The sequence below is a fragment of the Lacibacter sp. H407 genome (assembly GCF_037892605.1).
GTDB lineage: Bacteria > Bacteroidota > Bacteroidia > Chitinophagales > Chitinophagaceae > Lacibacter.
In genome coordinates, this window is the sequence record NZ_JBBKTU010000003.1 from 107851 (window position 1) to 126491 (window position 18641).

Consider the following 18641-nt stretch of genomic DNA (forward strand, 5'->3'; position numbering starts at 1 on the left):
GCTCTTTTTTGATTTCGTTGGCGAAGCGGTTGCGCAGCGATTCGTACTTTCACTGCTGAAACAGATGATCATGATGAAAACTTTTCTTTTACTCTTTGGCTTTTTCATGTCGAATTCAACAACGGAAAACCAACCCCTTTCAACAACTCCAACAACAACCGTTAGTAAAAAAACAGTGCCACCTGATGTTGACAGTTTGGATATCAAGATCGGTCAATTGATCATCTTTGGTTTTTACGGAACAGCCATCAACGAAAACGATGCTGTATACAAAGCAGTGAAAAACGGAAAAGTGGGCAGCATTTTATTATACGGCCGCAACCTGCCAACACAAAACACGGCTGCGAATCTTACAAAAATGATTGCCGGGTTTCAGCAGGCAGCACCCATTCCTTTGTTCATCAGTATCGATCAGGAAGGAGGAAAAGTAAATCGCTTGCGTCCCGAACTAGGTTTTTCAAACATGCCATCTGCCGAATGGCTGGGCAAACAAAATAATACCGACACCACAAAGAAATATGCCGATACCATTGGATCAACACTGCAACGGTTGGGTATTAATCTCAACTATGCGCCGGTGCTGGATGTGCTTAATCCAAAATGTCCGGTGTTAGGCGCAAGAGAACGTTGCTTTTCAGCCGACCCTGCGCAAATCGCTTTTCATGCCGGTATCACCATCAACAGTCATCATACCTACGGTGTAAAAACAGTGGTGAAACATTTTCCCGGTCATGGTAATGCATTGGCCGATTCGCATTTGGGTGTGGCCGATGTTACCAAAACATGGCAGCCAAATGAACTGCTTCCGTATCAAACACTCATTGAAAGCGGACAGGTGGATGCGGTGATGACGGCGCATATTGTAAACGGACAGTTGGATGCATCGCTGTTACCGGCTACCCTTTCCAAAAAAATCATGACCGGCATTTTGAGAGAAAAGCTCGGTTTTCAAGGCGTCATTTTCAGTGATGATATGCAGATGAAGGCGATCAGCGAACAATACAGCCTGGAGGAATCGATCTTCAAAGCCATGGAAGCCGGGGTGGATGTACTCATGTTTAGCAATAATATTCCGGGTGTAAAGGCCTATGAACCGGAGAATATCCACAGCATTATCCGCAAGTTGGTTGAATCAGGCAAGATCACCGAGCAGCAGATCGACGCATCGTTCAGGCGGGTAATGGTGTTGAAAATGAAACAGTTCGGCTCATAAGCCTTTGTTTATTCTCATCATTCTTCGACATAATGGGAACACGAAAAGGATGAATTTTGCAGCCCGGCGCAACTAAATCCACATTGGCGGGAAAAAATCTGAAAGACGGATTCTGAAATCTGAATTTTTCCCCTACCTTTGCCGTCCGAAAAATTAAGATATGGCAAATCATAAAGCTACCAAAAAAGATGTTCGTCAGAGTGCAACCCGCAGGGATCGCAACCGCTATTACGGAAAAACAACCCGTAATGCTATCCGTGATCTGCAGGCGATCAAAACAGGAAAAGAAGCCGGTGAAGGTTTACCGTCTGTTGCTTCCATGATCGACAAACTGGCAAAGCGTGGCGTGATTCACAAAAACAAAGCTGCTAACTTAAAGAGCAAGCTGACGAAGAAAGTGAACGCATTAGCATAATTCAACTGCTCCGTTTAAATAAATTTTTGAAACCCATCGTACTGATGGGTTTTTTATTTGCCACCACTCTTCCACTGTTTCCGATGATGTTTCATGCACACTGGAAGCCGTCTTGCTTTTATTGCTATTTTGTGGGCATGAAATTATTTTTCTTCGCCGCTGCTTTTATTACAGCTACTACAAGCCTTGCCCAACTTCCTGTTACCCGCTACGAAACTTCCAAAGGAAAAGAAAGTGTTACCTACGACGAAGCTATTCAGGCATGGAAACAAATTGATAAAGTATCGCCCAGTGTATCGATGATGACGATGGGTGCAACAGATGCCAACGAACCATTGCATTTGGTATTGGTAAGCAGCGATCAAACATTCAAGCCACAACAATGGCAGCAACAAAACAAAGTAGTGATCCTGATCAATAATGGCATTCATCCCGGCGAACCGGATGGTATTGATGCCAGTATCTCGTTGGTGAAAGATATTGTAAGTGGCAAACGCAAACTGCCGGCCAACGTTGTGCTTGCGATTATTCCGGTGTATAATATCGGTGGTAGTTTAAACCGTAGTGCATTTTATCGTGTAAGTCAGGATGGGCCATTGGAAAAAGGTTTTCGTGGCAACTCACAAAACTTTGATCTCAACCGTGATTTTATTAAGAACGATTCGAAAGAAGCAAAAAGCTTTGCAGAAATTTTTCATTTTGTACAGCCCGATATTTTGGTTGACAACCATGTAAGCAATGGTGCCGATTACCAACATGTGATGACCTTGCTCACATCGCAACACAACAAGCTCGGCGGCAAACTCGGTGAATATCTCAATCAAACATTTGAACCGGCCGTTTATAAAAGCATGAAAGCAAAAGGGTACGATCTCCTCCCCTATGTAAATAATTTCAGTGACAATCCTGAGAATGGATGGAGTGCTTATTGGGATGGGCCACGTTACAGCAGCGGCTATGCATCGCTGTGGAATGTGTTTGCGTTTGTTCCCGAAACCCATATGCTGAAACCTTATCCGCAACGGGTGGAAGCAACTTATCAATTAATGGTAACCATGATGGAATTTGCAACAGCCAATCAAACAACCATTAAACAACTGCGTGCACAACAACAAAAAGAACAACGTACCCAACAACAGTTCCCCGTTGGTTTTACATTGGATCGCAGCCGCTTTACTGAAATATTGTACAAAGGTTATGAAGCGGGACGCAAGCCCAGCAATGTATCGGGTTTACCACGTTTATACTACGACCGTAACAAACCATTTGAAAAGCAGATCAAGTTTTATAATTTTTTCAATCCAAAAACGATGATTGAAAAACCAACAGCCTATGTAATACCGCAGGGTTGGTGGAAGGTGATCGACTTACTCAAGATCAACAAAGTGCAAATGCGTCAATTCAAAAATGACACAACCATCAATGTAGAAGTGTATCGCATTGATGATTATAAAAGTGGTGTTCGTCCGTATGAAGGTCATCATTTGAATTCGGAAGTGAAGACGAGTACAACCAATCAGCAATTGAAATTCCGCAAAGGCGATTGGTATATCCCCATGAATCAAACAGCCAATCGTTTTTTAATGGAAGTGTTGGAACCAACCGGTGACGACAGTTATTTTGCCTGGAACTTTTTTGATGGCATCCTCGGACAAAAAGAAGGTTACAGCAGTTATGTGTTTGAAGAAACCGCCGAAGAATTTCTGCAACAAAACCCGGCAGTAAAACAAAAACTGAATGAACGCAAAGCAACCGATTCTGCCTTTGCAAAGAGTGGCAGTGCACAACTGAACTTTGTGTTTCAACAGTCGCCTTACTATGAGCCGATGCATTTGCGGTATCCGGTATATCGGGTGAAATAAGTATTTTTAACCGTAACAACTTTTATGAAAAAAACTGTTTTCGCAATCTTCTTCTTGTTTGTACAAAATAGCAGCAATGCACAAACCGATACCATTTCATTTTATATTGATGGTGGAGAAAAGAAAGTGGAGCAAAAAAATGCATCCTATTTACGTGTGGGCATAAGAGAGAAAAGTTATTGGAAAATTTTCGATCTATATCTCAACGAAGACAAGATAAGGATGAAAGGGTTTTCATCAGACGATAGCCTGAAATTGAAAGAAGGTGTAAGTGAATACTATTACAGATCAGGAAAACGATTTGCACGAAGATCGTTCCTGAATGGCAAGATGCATGGTTTAAGTAAATCGTGGTACGAAAGCGGACAGCTACAGGATTCTGCGTTGTATATCAACGGCGTTCCAATTGGAGAGGAAAAAGGATGGTATGAAAACGGAACAGTACGATATATTACAACCAATGATACCATCGGCAATGGTAATGGGGTTTCATTCTATTACTATGCAAACGGAGTATTAAGAAGCAAGGGAGAAATGAAACAGGAAAAAAGAAATGGCACATGGTTCTATTACAGAGAAGACCAAACGCCGGCGAGTGAAGTTAGCTTTGAGAAAGATTCGGTGATCGCCTTTAAAGCATTTGATGAAAAAGGAGTACTGCTGCCGAAAGTAAACGATTTTGAACGGGAAGCAAACTTCAAAGGTGGCGAAGCTGCATGGAATAAATACATGAGTACCAAATTAAGTGCTATCTACCAAATGCCCGAACCATGGAAATATGTGGGTTCCTGTACCATCCAGTTCATAATTGATAAAGATGGAAATGTAACAAATGTTGAATCGATCCAGACAACAAACGGAAACCTTTCACAGCTTGCCATCGGGTTTATACAGCAATCAAAAAAATGGACCCCTGCCATTCAATACAACCTGCCGGTAAAAGCATGGAGAAGACAAAAGTTTACATTTACAAATCAATAGCAACATTTCTTTTTTAAACTACAACCATATGCGTTTCATTCATTGCCTGCTACTACTCATCAGTTTGCCAATCCTCATTTCATCATTTCACATCAAAAAGAAGAAATGTATTCTTGTGTTTGCAAAAACGGCTGGCTTTCGTCATACGTCAATTCCAAAAGGAAAAGAAGCGTTGTTGCTGATGGGCAAGCAACACAACTTTATTGTTGATACAACAGAAGATGCGTCACTCTTCACCACAAAAAATCTTCGCAAATACGATGCGGTGGTATTCCTCAGTACAACCGGTGATGTGTTGAACAACGAACAACAGGCAGCATTTGAACAATACATCCGTTTCGGAAAAGGATTTGTTGGTATCCACGCAGCAACCGATACCGAATATGAATGGCCCTGGTATTGCAAGTTAGTAGGTGCAAATTTTCTAAGCCATCCAAAACAACAACAGGCAACCTTGCATGTAACAGATGGCAGCCATATTTCAACCAAACATTTACCGGCTGTTTGGGAGCGTTTTGATGAGTGGTATAATTTTAAGAATCAGAATGCTGATGTGAACGTATTACTTACCATCGACGAAAAAACATACCAGGGCGGAAAAAACGGCGACAAACATCCGATGGCCTGGTATCATGCATACGATGGAGGCCGTGCATTTTATACAGCGTTAGGTCACACAGATGAATCGTATAAAGAAGAACATTTTTTAAAGCATGTATTGGGTGGGATACAGTATGCGATGGGGAAATAGAAGAAAGTTTTTGTAGCAACTTCGCATTACAACAATTGAAAAAACGCATTTAGAAAGTAACCCAAATCAAAGAGTTGAAAATTCCGTCGGCCCGGGGTCTGGTGTAACTGAACCCGGGAGTTAAGTATATAATTCCCATGGTTCACTACATGAGACCTCAGACGGACGGGTTAAGAACAGAGAATCAAAAAATTACTTACACAACATTTATTTAAAGAAGAAATATATGAGCAAAATCATTTTCGACAGTGGAATATCACTTGATGGTTTTTTTGCAGGAGATAACAGGGGTCCTGAAAATCCGATGGGTGGTGTTTCAGGACAAATTCACTCGTGGATGTTCAATCAAAAAGCGTTCTGGGAATACCTGGGATTCGATGGAGGAAAAGAAGATGGAACTGATGGAAAATATATCAGAGAAACCATTGAACGAACAGGTGCATTCATTATGGGAAAACGCATGTTCGAAGAAGGCGAATTGAGTTGGCCGAATGATCTGTATAAAGCTGATGTGTATGTATTAACACACGAAAAGCGGGAACCCTGGATCCAGGAAGGAACAACCACTTTTTACTTCATCAATGATGGCATCGAAAGTGCTTTGGACAAAGCAAAACGATCAGCAAAGGGAAAGGACGTACGAATACAAGGTGGCGCAAACACCATTCAACAATTTTTAAATGCAGGACTTGTTGACGAATTCTTTATTCATATTGCGCCTGTTTTTTTAGGAAGCGGCATCCGGCTATTTGACGGCATTACTACAGATAAATACAACATACAAATTGAAGAAGTAATACCGTCGGACTTAACAACGCATCTACGATATAAACTGACAAAGAAATAAAACAACGAAGTGCCAATATAAATTCTGCACTACCGCTTTTTAACAATACTACTTCAGAAAGCGGCATACGTTGATGGCAGGCATTCAATTCAATTAAACGATATTTCCTACATTTGCGCAGTGAAAATATCGAAGCTCATATTTTATTTCAGCATTATTGCTGTAACGCTGTTTTACAGTGAAGCTTCGACGACCGATCAAATCAGAAAAGTTGGATTGATTTCTGCATCAGCAGAAAATCAAGCATCGGTCATTGTAAAGAACAAAGCAGCATCATTCAACCAGGCGCTGCCGAAAGAGCGTGTTTCACTTGAAACGTCAACACAAACAACTGTAACGCCGAGAATTGAGGAGCGTAACTTTCTTAACGGTCTCTTTCATTCATTTAGTTCCTTCAACCGAACAGTATCCATTGATCATCTTACTGATACATTTCAGCTTGCGTTTGTTCCGCATGCATTGAAAATCATTTATCCTCACCATTACTTCTGGTAGTTTCTGCCCGTTTTATTTTGTTCGATCAGATCTCAGTTGCTTATAAAGGCAACCTGATATATTTTATTTCATCGTGCTGTAGTTTCTAACTATAGCTTTAACTACTTATTATGGCTTCTACATTATTGACGGCCGGCATTCTGCTGGGCCTAGTATTCCTGTTTGTTTTTCTTTTTTCACTACTGCATAAAAAAGGCAAAAGAAAATTACTTGTAACCCGACATGCCACATTCGATGCGTTGGTTTCTATTCATCAGTTAACGATCAACGAACGGGAAGAATTTAACCACTACTATATTGCAATCGACACTTCGAATTTAAAACTTCTCTATGTCAACTTCAGCAACACGAAAGAAGATGTAAAGATCGTTGACCTGCAAAAAATCACTGCTGTAAAGGTTGATTTAGAAGAAAAGAGCATTTATGAAAACAGAAAAGGCAAACCCGTACTGATTGAAAAGGAGATAGTAAACCTGCAATTGGCGATCACAAAAAAAGACGCTGATCAAACAACGGAGATCCTCCGTTTTTACCGTCACGAAGATGGTATGGCTGACCATGCTTTACTAAAAAACAGGGTGGAGTATTGGAAGAATAAGATCGCTAATTTTATTTCAGTATAAGCAACGTAAACATACATTGATATGAAAAAACTATTTCACTGGACTTATATAGCGCCGGTCATTGCATGGCTTTTCTATTTGCTGGCACCGGCAGAGAGCAGTCCGTTCGTTAATTTGATTGCGATCGTTGCTTTGATCGTGAATGTACTTTCAGCGGTGCATCATGCTGAAGTAGTGGCGCACAGAGTGGGTGAACCGTACGGAACCATCATACTGGCTGTGGCGGTAACACTTTTGGAAGCGTCTATCATTGTATCGCTGATGTTAACGGGCGGTGCCGGTGCCGACACCTATGCCCGTGATACATTATTTGCAGCGGTGATGCTTATACTGAACGGCATATTGGGTGTAAGCATGCTGGTTGGAGCTGTGAAATTCAAAGAACAGATATTCGAGACAAAGAGCGTGACCATTGCACTGGTAAGTCTTGTATCCATATTGGTACTCACCCTCGTATTGCCAAATTTTACAACGAGTGTTTCCGGCCCGTCCTATAACACGCCGCAGCTGATTGCCGTTGCTGTTTCCTGTATATTGATCTACGGAGCTTTTCTATTTACACAAACAATCAGGCATCGTAACTATTTCCTGGCAGGCGTAACGGGTGAAGAAAAGTCTGTTACACAAATGGAAGCGATCATCAGTTCGATACTGCTGCTTATTTGTTTAGGCGTTGTGATTGTACTTGCAAAAAAACTTTCGCCGGTAATTGAAAGCGGTGTAGTGGCAGCGGGTTTGCCAACTGCACTGGTAGGTGTTGCAATTGCCGCTGTTATTTTATTACCGGAAGGGATCGCAGCCATACGGGCTGCCCAGCGCAACCAGTACCAAACGAGCATTAACCTTGCGTTGGGTTCCGCATTGGCCAGTATTGGTCTTAGTATTCCAACTGTGGTAATTGTATGTACCTTGATGGATTTGCCACTTGTGTTAGGTGTTGATAAGAAATCGATGATACTGCTTGCATTATCCATTTTCACAGTGATGCTCTCGTTAAATAAAGGGCGAACAAACGGATTGTATGCAGTGGTGTTTTTGGTTAATTTAATGATGTACATCTTCACCATCATTTTTGCATAAGTCTTCGGGTATTACAGTATGAGTCCACAGGTTCAGCTGTTTTAGCGATGAGAGAAAGGATCAAAAAAAATAAGATTGCTGCTCTTAAGTATATGAAGTATTCATCTTGCAACAGTTGGGTGTTTGCCACTATCGACGAATACACAAAAACAGCTTTATCAATAAATGCGTGCAGAGAAAACATTCAACCTCTGCAAAAGATCATTGCAGGTAAATACACAATAGCAAGAATAAAAATGTTTCCGGCTTTCATTTCAGCAAACCGGAAACATTTTCATGCTCAGATAATTTGTAAACGTAACAGCACTACCCCTTCGGCTTTATCGTAATCACCGGTCCGTATTTTATTTTTGAATACAATGCATAACTCAGCATCAGAAAGGCCATGCCGTTACGGGCTTTGTTACTTTCACTCACATCAATATCCACCAATCCAAACTGATAACCTGTTTGTACCATCAATCGTTTACCAAGCCATGCACCTGCAGATGCAGCAGCGCCTGCATCATAGGTTTTGATATCACCATAAATGGGTCGACCTGTTTGTTTGGATGAAAGCAGGAACGATGCATACCCTCCTGCTCCCACAAAAAATCGTTTGCTTGCTCCGAGGTAGAACTGGTATTGCACCGGAATACTCAGGTATTGCAAATCAACATTACTCACATCATTTTTTCCATCGCCGTTGATATCACCTGTTGCAACATTTACACCGCCTTTGAAATAAGCGGCATTGATCTGCAACCTGCTCTTAGGTAACTCCCGTGCATAACCAATGCTGATGGTATAACCCGGTCTTGCCTGTGCAGCATAACGATCGACCAAATTTGTATTGGTTGTTTGCGACATGGTTCCGCCGGCACTGAGCGTTAAAAGATTGGGAGCAGGTGGAAGTGTATCCGGAACCTCACTATCAATATCATCGATCTTGATAAAAGCATCAAAGCCGGCACGCAGTGTATCCTTTCCCTTTGCTATCTTTTTTTGAGGTGTGTTTTGTGCAATGGTAACACCTGTAATAATCAGAAGAATAACGGTAAGAAGTTGTTTCATGGTAGAAGAGTTTTTGGTTTGATGAAACAAAGGAAACAACGATTATTTATGAAAACAGCATACGGATTAGTTTACGGTGCAGCGGAATGAGTTAAAGGGAAGAAAACGTATGAATTATACAACTCTAACTGTTTTATTTATAACATTTACCTGCTGCAAATATGTGACCTTACAACAAAAACAATATGCCAGCAGATACGAAAGAAGGAACTGAAGAACCCCGTAAAAATGAATTGCCGAAATCAACATCACATATTATTGTTGAGATCGTAGAATACATTCCTGATTCGGTTGTAAGTAAAACAGTGATCAAAAAATCGGGTGGAGATGTAACGGCTACTTCTGTTGATGAAGGTGAAGAGTTGTGTGATAAAACAACTGAATTTGATACCTACGTGCAGATCATCGACGGAAAAGCAGATGTAACCATCGGCAACAAAGAATTTAACTTGAAACTTGGAGAAGGTATTGTGATCCCTGCAAATACACTTCATTGTTTTCATGCCGATGAACAGTTTAAGATGATCACCACGATCATTAATAACAATCAGAAAGAAGTAGTGGTTAACGCATAACCCATCTTCAGTGATCATTGCGTCGAATGGGAAAGTTTTGTCCGACGTTGACTACTCATCACTCATCCACCCAAATCACTGAATTCTCTTCGCCAAATTCATTTGGTTCACGAAGTTTATTGGCGGGATCAACCACCCACTTTCCATCAATTACAAATTTGTATTGATGTTTGCCGGGTGTAAGATGTTGTTGAATGATCCACTCATCGCCTTCTTTCTGCATTACAAAACCATTGGGCGACCAGTTATTGAATGTTCCTGCGAGGCATATTTTTTTTGCATCTGCAAATCCTTTTAAACGGAATATTTGATTCGGTGCTATGATCAATGTTTGATTGGCCATTTCTTTTCCTGTTGCAGGATCATTCACTTTCATTCCATCCACTTCAAATGTATATTCATAATTACCATGGCCCAGTGTGTACGGAAACACCCAACCGCTATCTGTTTTCGTCATCGGCAATTCATAATTCCGCCATTGGTTGAACGAGCCCATCAACATTACTTTTTGTGCAGTTGAATAACCTTTGAGATAAAACAAATGCGGCTTGCCGATCATTACCACTGAGTTGGTTTCGTTGAACTCATTGGGAAACTGATCAGGATTTGCAGGATCAGCAAACCAACGCCCATCGGTAATAAAACGATAGGTATGTGTTCCATCGGCGAGGTACACATCAATGGCCCAGCCTGTCGCAGTCCGGTTCATGCGTATCTGATCATCTCTCCAGTCGTTAAAACTTCCTGCTACCGACACATGTTTTGCAGCACTGTTTGCAGCCAATGAAAACACATGATTGGTTTTATAATACACCGAATTATCATTCCCTTCCCCATCATTTTCAATCAACTGATTGTCTTTATCAACCGTCCATTTTTCATCCACAATAAATTTATAGTAATGTTTTCCTGCGCCGAGTTTTACAATAGCGATCCATCCACTGTCGACCTGCTGCATGGCTAATGCTTCAGGGTTCCAGTTATTGAATGTACCGGCCAGCATTACTCTCCTTGCAGTTTTATTATCCCGCAGAAAGAACGAAACCAACGAATCTTTTACAGCAAAGGGATATTTTTTTGTAAACTTATTATAACCATACAATGGTTCTTTGTTAACATATCCGTAACCGTTATTAAACCGTTTTTGCGCCAGCAGAATTTTTTCAACCGGATCCATAAGCTTATCAGCCGCCAACATGTTTTTGCTCAGCACCAGCATTTCACCGTTGTTGAGATTGATGTCCCAGCCAAGTTTCAATAATGAATCAGGACGGTTGGTTTTGAAAAAGGTTTTGAGATCAAGCTCCTGTAAACTGTATTGTGCAACAAATGCATCCAGCTCTTCTGCAACAATGTTTTTGCTGAGTGTGATGTAGATATGCCCGTTCTTCACCACAAATGCTTTGATGGGCGGTTGTGCGTTGGCGTTACTGCATACCAATAGCAGCAGCAACACCGGAAGCATACGCCTGCAGCATTGTTTTATGAAGCTTATGGTTTGCATTATTTCCATATATACATCTTCCGCTTTACAAAGTTAAATCCAATTTTGTGCATGGAGAGAAAATCAAATCCAAGCATTCCGTCCAGGCATCGTTCATAGGAGGCGCACATTTTTTCCATATTGGTCACCAGCACCGGCATACTCGCCATATCTCTTGTACCCATCGTAAGGTTACTCATATCACCATACAAAGCATCTACTTTCCTATTGCCCGCTCCGTTGAGTACTATGCGTCGGGTGATCACTACATTATCCAATACCGCTTCTGATAAACGACTGTCGATCACATTTGATTCTGCCCCTGTATCTACCAAAAACGTGAGCTTCTTATTCCCTATTTTTCCATACGTGAGTATTTTGTTGTCAAGTAAAGTAATGGGAAACGTTGAATAAGCAGCGGTATCGTTGAGCATCGAATGCTGATAATTTTTCTCATCTCTTTTGCTGACATGATGCAGATGAATTTCGCTGTTCTCATAATCAATGATCATTTCAAACTGTTTGAACAACTGCACACCGAGTAATCCGAATATTTTGATCCCTTTACTGTTTTCAATATGACCGAGGTTGATACGATCGGCTTCCACTTTAAAATAATTCACTGCACCAAACGATAACTTCTTTACCAATGTACGACCGTAATCTGCCACCGAACCTGTAATGCCTCCACCTTGCTCACCGGCACCACTTTCTGTTACAGGATAATCCCGGAAGTAAGTCATGTTGAGAATTAAACCCGGTGCCCCGGTATCTAAAATAAAACTCCCTTCAATGGTATCGGCTTTTGCTTTAATTAAGATGAGGTTCCCTGCACGGCTGAAGGGAAGAATAAAATCGGCCGTATCTGTTTTTACAACCGGCTCACGGCCAAACGAACCTGCTGAAGTTTGAGTAAACAGATCACTATTATACGTCAACACAGTTTTCGACGAATCAATGCTCCTGGCAGCTTGTGCCTGGCCTTGTACTGCAGCACATAAAAATGCTACAGCAATCAACAGTGATTGTGCGAATGATGACATAAGGTTTATAGAAAACAAAACTATAAAAGCTGTGAGAAGATGCCGCACCAGCAAACAACTGCTGCAACCAATCAACACACTTTAACATAATACGCACATTGAGATAAAAATGTTACGGAGTATCACTACCATTTTTCAAACTGATTGAATAACTTACTATATGATCTCACTCAAAACCTTTCGTCAGCTTGCACTCTCGTTTGCAGAAGTAACCGAACAACCGCATTTTGAAAAAACATCGTTCCGTGTAAAAAAGAAAATCTTTGTTACACTCGATGAAGCAACACACACAGCTTGTGTAAAATTTTCAGCAACTGATCAATCGGTGTATTGCCTCATCGACAAAACGATCATTTGGCCCGTACCGAATAAATGGGGGCAGCAGGGCTGGACATTTGTTGATCTCAAAAAGGTCAAAAAAGATCTGTTGACAGAAGTGTTGACAACAGCGTATTGTGAGGTGGCGCCAAAAGCGTTGGCCGGGTTGTATAAAAAACCAACTTAAAGAAAAGATCCCCCGAAACGGAGGATCTTTCTTAACCAAAAACATCAGGAAAAACAAACTGTTTCCAATGGGGTCTATTAATAAATTTTACAAGAGGGCGAATGCAATTATCTTCAGAGGAACGGGAGTCGTTTTTTCGGAGTTGGATCTAAAAACGGAGCCGCTGCAAATGTACGGGCCGATCAACTGCTTCACTTAACAGATGCGGTTGATTACTGCCTTTAAAAGACAAAAGGGCTGTTGCCGGCCCTTTTTGTGAAAATCTTTACTCTTTTATGAGATTACCCGATCCCGCAGATTTCGATTTGATGTCGGCCGGGTTGCCGTAATAATGAATATCACCGCCACCTGCTACACGCACATCCAGCACCAGACTGGCAAACACCCACACATTGCCTGAACCGGCAATATTGATCTTGGCCGTTTCTGCTTTCAGGTCTTTCATCATCACATCACCACTTCCTGCCACTTCAATATCCACCACACGGGTTGCGCCCGATCCTTCTGCTTTTCCGCTACCGGCAATATTTACATGCACTTCCGGTGCATTTACTTCCATCAGTTTAATATCGCCACTACCTGCAATACTCAGCCTGATCTTTTCGGTAGAAGTGATGGCGGTTTGAGCAACCATATTACCACTACCAGCCAGACTTACCGATGAATAGCGGGGCGATTTGATGTATACTTTAATGTCTTGTGATGGACGAATGTTGGTGCCACTTTTGGTACGGATCTTTAATACTCCATCCTCTACCGATGTTAAAATGTATTTCATCAAATTTTCATCGGCTTCAATTCTTATCTCCGTTTCATCGGCCTGCGAAAAAAATACATCAAAGGAACCGGATGCCTTCACGCTTTTGAAACTTCCTTCGTTACGGTTAACGGTTACTATGTCGCCATTGCCTTTTACACTACGCCAGCCGCAGGAAGTAATGGTGATCGAAAAAATGAACAGAAGTACCGCTCCGGTAATAATTTGTTTGCGCATCATGATTTGGTTTTTGTTTTAATAGTAATCTGCAGACCTTCACGCTAAGACGGGCACAACGGTTTGTTGGTTACGCACACGGCTCACTGAAAGATCATACATGGGTTAAAGCTGGAGCCCGACAAAAGTAAATGAAAAAATATAGGGTAAAAATTATTCATGCCAATTGTTTCTACACAGGATGAAACTCTTTTCCCCATTGCCCGAATATCTCTGCTTTTGGCCATTGCTGCTTTTTGTTACCTTCGCCGCATCATGACAGAAAAGATTCTCATCCTCGATTTTGGTTCCCAATATACCCAGTTGATCGCCCGTGCCGTGCGTGAATGCAATGTGTACTGCGAAATCACCCCGTTTCACAAACCCGTAGTAGTAGACGAATACCTGAAAGGGATCATTCTTTCCGGTAGCCCGTTCTCCGTAAATGATGCAAACGCACCCACGGTAGATATCGAAGCACTCACCAAAAAATTTCCCGTTCTCGGCATTTGCTATGGTGCCCAGCTTACAGCCAAACAACTTGGCGGACGGGTGGAGAAAAGTGAGAAACGTGAATATGGCCGTGCTGTATTACGGAAAGAAAAAGAAGATGTGCTGTTGAAAGATATCAGTGAAACATCGCAGGTATGGATGAGCCATGGCGACAGCATCCTCGAATTACCGGCCGGCTTTGAGATCATGGCCGTTACGGATTCTATTCCCGTTGCTGCATTTCGTTCGAACGGTACCGTTAGTAAGCCATTGTATGGATTGCAGTTTCATCCGGAAGTGTACCATTCAACCGAAGGAAAGAAAATACTCAAGAACTTTTTAATGGATATCTGCGGCTGCAAAGCCGATTGGACACCGGCATCGTTTGTGAACGAAACGGTAGCCAGTTTAAAACAACAGATCGGCGATCGCAAAGTGATCATGGGGTTGAGCGGTGGTGTTGACTCTACTGTAGCCGCTACATTAATTCACAGAGCAATCGGCAGCAATCTCTTTGGCATTTTTGTTGATAATGGAGTGTTGCGCAAAGATGAATTTCAGCAGGTACTTGATACTTATGGTACTATTGGTTTGAATGTAAAAGGTGTGGATGCACGTGAACATTTTTATACCAAGCTGGCGGGCAAAAGCAACCCGGAAGAAAAACGGAAGATCATTGGGGGCACTTTTATTGAAGTATTCGACCGTGAAGCACATACAATAGAAGGTGTGGAATTACTCGGACAGGGAACCATTTATCCGGATGTGATTGAAAGTGTGAGCGTGCATGGTCCATCTGTAACTATCAAATCGCATCACAACGTGGGTGGATTACCCGACACCATGAAACTGGAATTGGTGGAACCGCTTCGTTATTTATTTAAAGATGAAGTACGGAAAGTGGGTGCAGAGCTGGGTATCCCGGCTGATATGCTGAACCGTCATCCCTTCCCCGGTCCCGGTTTAGCTATTCGTATTCTGGGAGAGATCACAGAAGAGAAAGTTGATCTGTTACAACGTGCCGATGCCATTTTCATCAATGGATTGAAAGAACATAACTTATATGATAAAGTGTGGCAGGCAGGTGCTATCCTGTTGCCGGTGCAAAGTGTAGGTGTAATGGGCGATGAACGTACGTATGAATTTACATTGGCGTTAAGAGCAGTTACTTCGGTTGATGGTATGACGGCTGACTGGGCACATCTCCCCTACGAATTTCTGGCACATATTTCGAATGAGATCATCAACAAAGTGCGAGGCATCAACCGTGTAGTGTATGATATCAGCAGCAAACCGCCTGCAACCATTGAATGGGAATAATCATCTGCTAAGTGTCGTTTTAAACTATATGAAAAAACTATTTTTTGTTTTACTGGGTTTCTTGTTTGTGTTTGCGTTGCCCGCACAAGACAGTGTTGCTGTAAAAAAATACCGTGTCGGCATTTTTGCAAACCTCTATCTTGATTCTTCTTTTACAGGTGAAACATATCGCTTTGCCAACCAGATGCCAAGGCATTTGTTATCCGGGCTCGATTTTGTGCAAGGCGCATTACTTGCTGTTGATTCATTATCAACCAACAAAAATCTTGAAGTAGTTGTGTACGATCTGCGTTCTGCCAACCAGAGTTTACCGGAATTGTATAAACGTACCAGTTTTGATTCATTGGATCTGATAATCGGGGCCGTTAGCGGAAACGAATACATGACGTTGGCAGAAATTGCACAGATGAAAAATATTCCCTTTGTATCGGCTACTTTTCCGAACGACGGTGGTGTTACCAATAATCCATTTACCATTATCGTAAATTCAACGCTTTCGGTTCACTGCGAAGCACTTTACAACTTTGTGATGCGACATGATCCAACAGCTAATCTTGTATATGTACGCCGCAAAGGACAACAGGAAGACCGGCTTGCTGCTTCCTTTAACGAATCCAATAAGGGAAGCAATAGCAACCAGTTGTTGAAATGGAAAACGGTGATGCTGGGTGATGGATTTACAACAGCTGATCTTACGCCTCATCTCGACAGTACCAAAACCAACCTGATCATTTGCGGATCACTGGACGAAAGTTTTGGATTACGGTTGGTGAACAATGCCAACAGTCTCCGAAAAAAATATTCATTTGAATTGGTTGGGATGCCTACATGGGATGCCATCAAAGATCTGAGCAAACCTGATTATAAAGACTTGCCGATTTTTTACAGTACTACGTTTTATAATACGGGTACAGTTGCTTATGGCAACTTTACAAAATCATTTACCGAACTTACCAACGGACGACCTTCCGATGTGGCTTATAAAGGATTTGAATTAAGCTGGCATTTTATCAATTTGTTATTGAAGTATGATGATGAATTGATGCAGCACCTGAACGAACGCAATTTCCGTTCGTTTACCGAATATGATTTCAAACCCATTTTCAACAAGACCTCAGGTCGACCGAATTATTTCGAAAACAAGCGGGTGTATATTTTGAAGCGGAGTAATAATCTGGTGTCGAGAATGAATTAAGCTCCTTTAGAGAAAAAAACCTGTAAAGCATAGTTCCAAACTCTTTAAGAATATCACTTCGTCATTACTTCAGCTACGGGCTGTAGTTGACGAATAAACTTTTTAACCTGTCAACTTGTTTCTTCTCTATGCCCCACAAGAAACAGCACTTGCCACAAAAGATCTGCCTTGTTTGCAACCGTCCGTTTACCTGGCGAAAGAAATGGGAAAAGGTATGGGACGAAGTAAAGTACTGCAGCGACCGTTGCCGAAACAGCCGTAACAGCAGCAAACCCGCCGATACAAAATAAGAACAGCGTCCACTCACTTACGGTGATGCATAGCTGCATATTGATTGCTTTGTTACAACAATCAAAGGACGACTAATTGTAAATAAAAAAAGGCCGGTTGCTTGCGCAACCAGCCTCTGTTATAACTGATAACTCCTCTCTTAGTTTCAGTCTCTTCCGATCTTAATTAATTTTACCACTTTCCGGTTCGTACCCTGTGATACTTCTACAAAGTAAGTTCCTTGCTTGTAGTTGTTACCCAGCTCGATCACCTGTCCGGCGTAGAGATTTTGTTTCACCTCCATCAATCGACCGTTTACATCCACCACTTTCACGGTAAACTTCTCTTCCAATACGCTACCAATCAGTTGAAGGCGGAAGCTGCTTAGTGATGGGTTGCCGAATACTTTCACATTGAACTCTTGCGGAGTTAATACTAATGCGCCGGGTTCCATGCGGTTGGATGTTTTCTTCTTCACTTCGTGGATAACGATGGAGCCGCCGCCGAGGGCAGTTGTTGCGTTTCCATTTTCATCCGCTCCCATTTCATTATCATATACAACAGTACCGGTTGTTGTTGTGATTTTAATTCTGAACTTATCCGGTCCGGTGCCATTATTCCAATGTCCATCATTTGCTATGATAGTAAACTTGTAACCAGATAGTCCGTTGATGGTACCCGTACCACGGTAAGTTGCTTTACCTCCAGCGATCACTAATGATCCTGATTCATGCATTGTACTCTTGAAATTGATATTTCCTGCATGGAACTGGAATTCGGTGTTACCATCTACTTGGCTGCTGCCTTTTTTGTATTTCGATACAAAGCCAAAGTTTGCTTTACCAGTTATATTTACATCTGCTTTTAATGAACCCGCTGGTGAGTTGATCCAACCACCACCTGTTACGAAGTTTCCGTTTGGATCGTAAACCGGGATATAAGCTACAGATGATCCGCAAGTGGTGCCGGCTGTTGCTACAACTTTGTATACCCCTAATGTAAGGCCTGTTACTGTTGCGGTTGCTACTCCAGATGAATTAGTAATTTTTGTATCAGTATATATCTCAACATCATTTTCGTCTGTAACTACAAATGTTACACTTACCCCAGGTTGAAGTACGCCGCCCGGTGCCGATACAACTGTTGCTGACAACGTTGCACTACCTACTGTTTCTGGAACAGGTGCACTGCTGGCAGAGGCGTCAATTGCAACACCAAGGATCGTGAAATTGGCAGAGATATATGTCTCTTCATAGTTTGGTCCGAAAGTATACGTCCCTTTTAATATGCTATAAACTGCAACACCTTCATTTGTTAAATCTGTACGTGTCAATGTTCCACTTGGCTGATCGTTGTTTACAATAGTACCGTTTGTAACGGTTGCCGTAAAATCAGGATCAACTTGACCACAATACTTTTGATTCGCAATTGCGGTAATTGTGATCGGTCGCTTACTGACGGTCAA

19 protein-coding genes are annotated in these 18641 nt (G+C 41.8%); 14 read left to right on the forward strand and 5 right to left on the reverse strand.

The window, feature by feature from the left end; genetic code table 11:
* Positions 1-70 precede the first annotated feature (70 nt).
* The 9 genes from WG989_RS20830 (at position 71) to WG989_RS20870 (ending at position 8267) form a co-directional block, all read left to right on the forward strand.
* A complete protein-coding gene (locus tag WG989_RS20830) occupies positions 71-1213 on the forward strand; it encodes a glycoside hydrolase family 3 N-terminal domain-containing protein (protein ID WP_340432083.1) in 1143 nt (380 codons plus the stop codon).
* Between the two features lie 160 nt (positions 1214-1373).
* Complete coding sequence (rpsT, locus tag WG989_RS20835) at positions 1374-1628, forward strand: 30S ribosomal protein S20 (protein WP_340432084.1); 255 nt, start codon at positions 1374-1376, stop codon at positions 1626-1628.
* A 26-nt stretch (positions 1629-1654) separates the two neighbouring features.
* A complete protein-coding gene (locus WG989_RS20840; RefSeq protein WP_340432085.1) occupies positions 1655-3490 on the forward strand; it encodes a M14 family metallopeptidase in 1836 nt (611 codons plus the stop codon).
* 24 nt (positions 3491-3514) lie between these two features.
* Positions 3515-4471, forward strand: a complete 957-nt coding sequence (locus WG989_RS20845) for an energy transducer TonB (RefSeq protein ID WP_340432087.1) — start codon at positions 3515-3517, stop codon at positions 4469-4471.
* A gap of 28 nt (positions 4472-4499) precedes the next feature.
* Positions 4500-5222 (forward strand): ThuA domain-containing protein, encoded by a 723-nt coding sequence (locus tag WG989_RS20850; RefSeq protein WP_340432088.1) that lies wholly within the window; start codon positions 4500-4502, stop codon positions 5220-5222.
* A gap of 226 nt (positions 5223-5448) precedes the next feature.
* Positions 5449-6069, forward strand: coding sequence for a dihydrofolate reductase family protein (locus tag WG989_RS20855; RefSeq protein ID WP_340432090.1), 621 nt, complete (start codon positions 5449-5451; stop codon positions 6067-6069).
* Positions 6070-6189: 120 nt separating this feature from the next.
* Positions 6190-6564 (forward strand): hypothetical protein, encoded by a 375-nt coding sequence (locus WG989_RS20860; protein WP_340432091.1) that lies wholly within the window; start codon positions 6190-6192, stop codon positions 6562-6564.
* 110 nt (positions 6565-6674) lie between these two features.
* Positions 6675-7187: a hypothetical protein gene (locus WG989_RS20865; RefSeq protein ID WP_340432092.1), complete on the forward strand. Its 513-nt coding sequence runs from the start codon at positions 6675-6677 to the stop codon at positions 7185-7187.
* Positions 7188-7208: 21 nt separating this feature from the next.
* A complete protein-coding gene (locus WG989_RS20870) occupies positions 7209-8267 on the forward strand; it encodes a calcium:cation antiporter (RefSeq protein WP_340432093.1) in 1059 nt (352 codons plus the stop codon).
* Between the two features lie 306 nt (positions 8268-8573).
* Here WG989_RS20870 and WG989_RS20875 read toward each other — a convergent pair whose 3' ends face one another.
* A complete protein-coding gene (locus tag WG989_RS20875) occupies positions 8574-9320 on the reverse strand; it encodes an outer membrane beta-barrel protein (protein WP_340432095.1) in 747 nt (248 codons plus the stop codon).
* 185 nt (positions 9321-9505) lie between these two features.
* On the opposite strand from WG989_RS20875, the gene WG989_RS20880 reads away from it, so the two are divergent.
* A complete protein-coding gene (locus WG989_RS20880; protein ID WP_340432096.1) occupies positions 9506-9895 on the forward strand; it encodes a cupin domain-containing protein in 390 nt (129 codons plus the stop codon).
* A gap of 58 nt (positions 9896-9953) precedes the next feature.
* Here the strand turns inward: WG989_RS20880 and WG989_RS20885 are convergent, their stop codons facing one another.
* A complete protein-coding gene (locus tag WG989_RS20885) occupies positions 9954-11360 on the reverse strand; it encodes an early set domain-containing protein (protein ID WP_340432098.1) in 1407 nt (468 codons plus the stop codon).
* A gap of 38 nt (positions 11361-11398) precedes the next feature.
* Entirely contained in the window at positions 11399-12421 is a 1023-nt protein-coding gene (locus WG989_RS20890) for an aspartyl protease family protein (protein WP_340432099.1), read from the reverse strand.
* A gap of 160 nt (positions 12422-12581) precedes the next feature.
* Between WG989_RS20890 and WG989_RS20895 the strand changes: the two genes are divergently transcribed.
* Positions 12582-12926: an MmcQ/YjbR family DNA-binding protein gene (locus WG989_RS20895; protein ID WP_340432100.1), complete on the forward strand. Its 345-nt coding sequence runs from the start codon at positions 12582-12584 to the stop codon at positions 12924-12926.
* 265 nt (positions 12927-13191) lie between these two features.
* On the opposite strand, the gene WG989_RS20900 is transcribed toward WG989_RS20895, so the two are convergent.
* Positions 13192-13923 (reverse strand): head GIN domain-containing protein, encoded by a 732-nt coding sequence (locus WG989_RS20900; protein WP_340432101.1) that lies wholly within the window; start codon positions 13921-13923, stop codon positions 13192-13194.
* A 156-nt stretch (positions 13924-14079) separates the two neighbouring features.
* Between WG989_RS20900 and guaA the strand changes: the two genes are divergently transcribed.
* The 3 genes from guaA (at position 14080) to WG989_RS20915 (ending at position 17196) form a co-directional block, all read left to right on the forward strand.
* Positions 14080-15711, forward strand: coding sequence for a glutamine-hydrolyzing GMP synthase (guaA, locus tag WG989_RS20905; RefSeq protein WP_445298485.1), 1632 nt, complete (start codon positions 14080-14082; stop codon positions 15709-15711).
* A gap of 28 nt (positions 15712-15739) precedes the next feature.
* Positions 15740-16906: an ABC transporter substrate-binding protein gene (locus tag WG989_RS20910; RefSeq protein WP_340432102.1), complete on the forward strand. Its 1167-nt coding sequence runs from the start codon at positions 15740-15742 to the stop codon at positions 16904-16906.
* Between the two features lie 128 nt (positions 16907-17034).
* Positions 17035-17196, forward strand: a complete 162-nt coding sequence (locus tag WG989_RS20915; RefSeq protein WP_340432103.1) for a DUF2256 domain-containing protein — start codon at positions 17035-17037, stop codon at positions 17194-17196.
* 146 nt (positions 17197-17342) lie between these two features.
* On the opposite strand, the gene WG989_RS20920 is transcribed toward WG989_RS20915, so the two are convergent.
* A partial coding sequence (locus WG989_RS20920) for an MBG domain-containing protein (RefSeq protein WP_340432105.1) occupies positions 17343-18641 on the reverse strand: 1299 nt, incomplete at its 5' end.

Bases quoted from the DNA above. Each gene is read 5' to 3' on its own strand.
- WG989_RS20915 (WP_340432103.1), top strand. From the start codon at position 17,035: ATGCCCCACAAGAAACAGCACTTGCCACAAAAGATCTGCCTTGTTTGC.
- guaA (WP_445298485.1), top strand. From the start codon at position 14,080: ATGCCAATTGTTTCTACACAGGATGAAACTCTTTTCCCCATTGCCCGA.
- rpsT (WP_340432084.1), top strand. From the start codon at position 1,374: ATGGCAAATCATAAAGCTACCAAAAAAGATGTTCGTCAGAGTGCAACC.
- WG989_RS20845 (WP_340432087.1), top strand. From the start codon at position 3,515: ATGAAAAAAACTGTTTTCGCAATCTTCTTCTTGTTTGTACAAAATAGC.
- WG989_RS20850 (WP_340432088.1), top strand. From the start codon at position 4,500: ATGCGTTTCATTCATTGCCTGCTACTACTCATCAGTTTGCCAATCCTC.
- WG989_RS20910 (WP_340432102.1), top strand. From the start codon at position 15,740: ATGAAAAAACTATTTTTTGTTTTACTGGGTTTCTTGTTTGTGTTTGCG.
- WG989_RS20880 (WP_340432096.1), top strand. From the start codon at position 9,506: ATGCCAGCAGATACGAAAGAAGGAACTGAAGAACCCCGTAAAAATGAA.
- WG989_RS20875 (WP_340432095.1), bottom strand. From the start codon at position 9,320: ATGAAACAACTTCTTACCGTTATTCTTCTGATTATTACAGGTGTTACC.
- WG989_RS20900 (WP_340432101.1), bottom strand. From the start codon at position 13,923: ATGATGCGCAAACAAATTATTACCGGAGCGGTACTTCTGTTCATTTTT.
- WG989_RS20895 (WP_340432100.1), top strand. From the start codon at position 12,582: ATGATCTCACTCAAAACCTTTCGTCAGCTTGCACTCTCGTTTGCAGAA.
- WG989_RS20865 (WP_340432092.1), top strand. From the start codon at position 6,675: ATGGCTTCTACATTATTGACGGCCGGCATTCTGCTGGGCCTAGTATTC.
- WG989_RS20885 (WP_340432098.1), bottom strand. From the start codon at position 11,360: ATGCTTCCGGTGTTGCTGCTGCTATTGGTATGCAGTAACGCCAACGCA.
- WG989_RS20870 (WP_340432093.1), top strand. From the start codon at position 7,209: ATGAAAAAACTATTTCACTGGACTTATATAGCGCCGGTCATTGCATGG.
- WG989_RS20890 (WP_340432099.1), bottom strand. From the start codon at position 12,421: ATGTCATCATTCGCACAATCACTGTTGATTGCTGTAGCATTTTTATGT.
- WG989_RS20830 (WP_340432083.1), top strand. From the start codon at position 71: ATGATGAAAACTTTTCTTTTACTCTTTGGCTTTTTCATGTCGAATTCA.
- WG989_RS20855 (WP_340432090.1), top strand. From the start codon at position 5,449: ATGAGCAAAATCATTTTCGACAGTGGAATATCACTTGATGGTTTTTTT.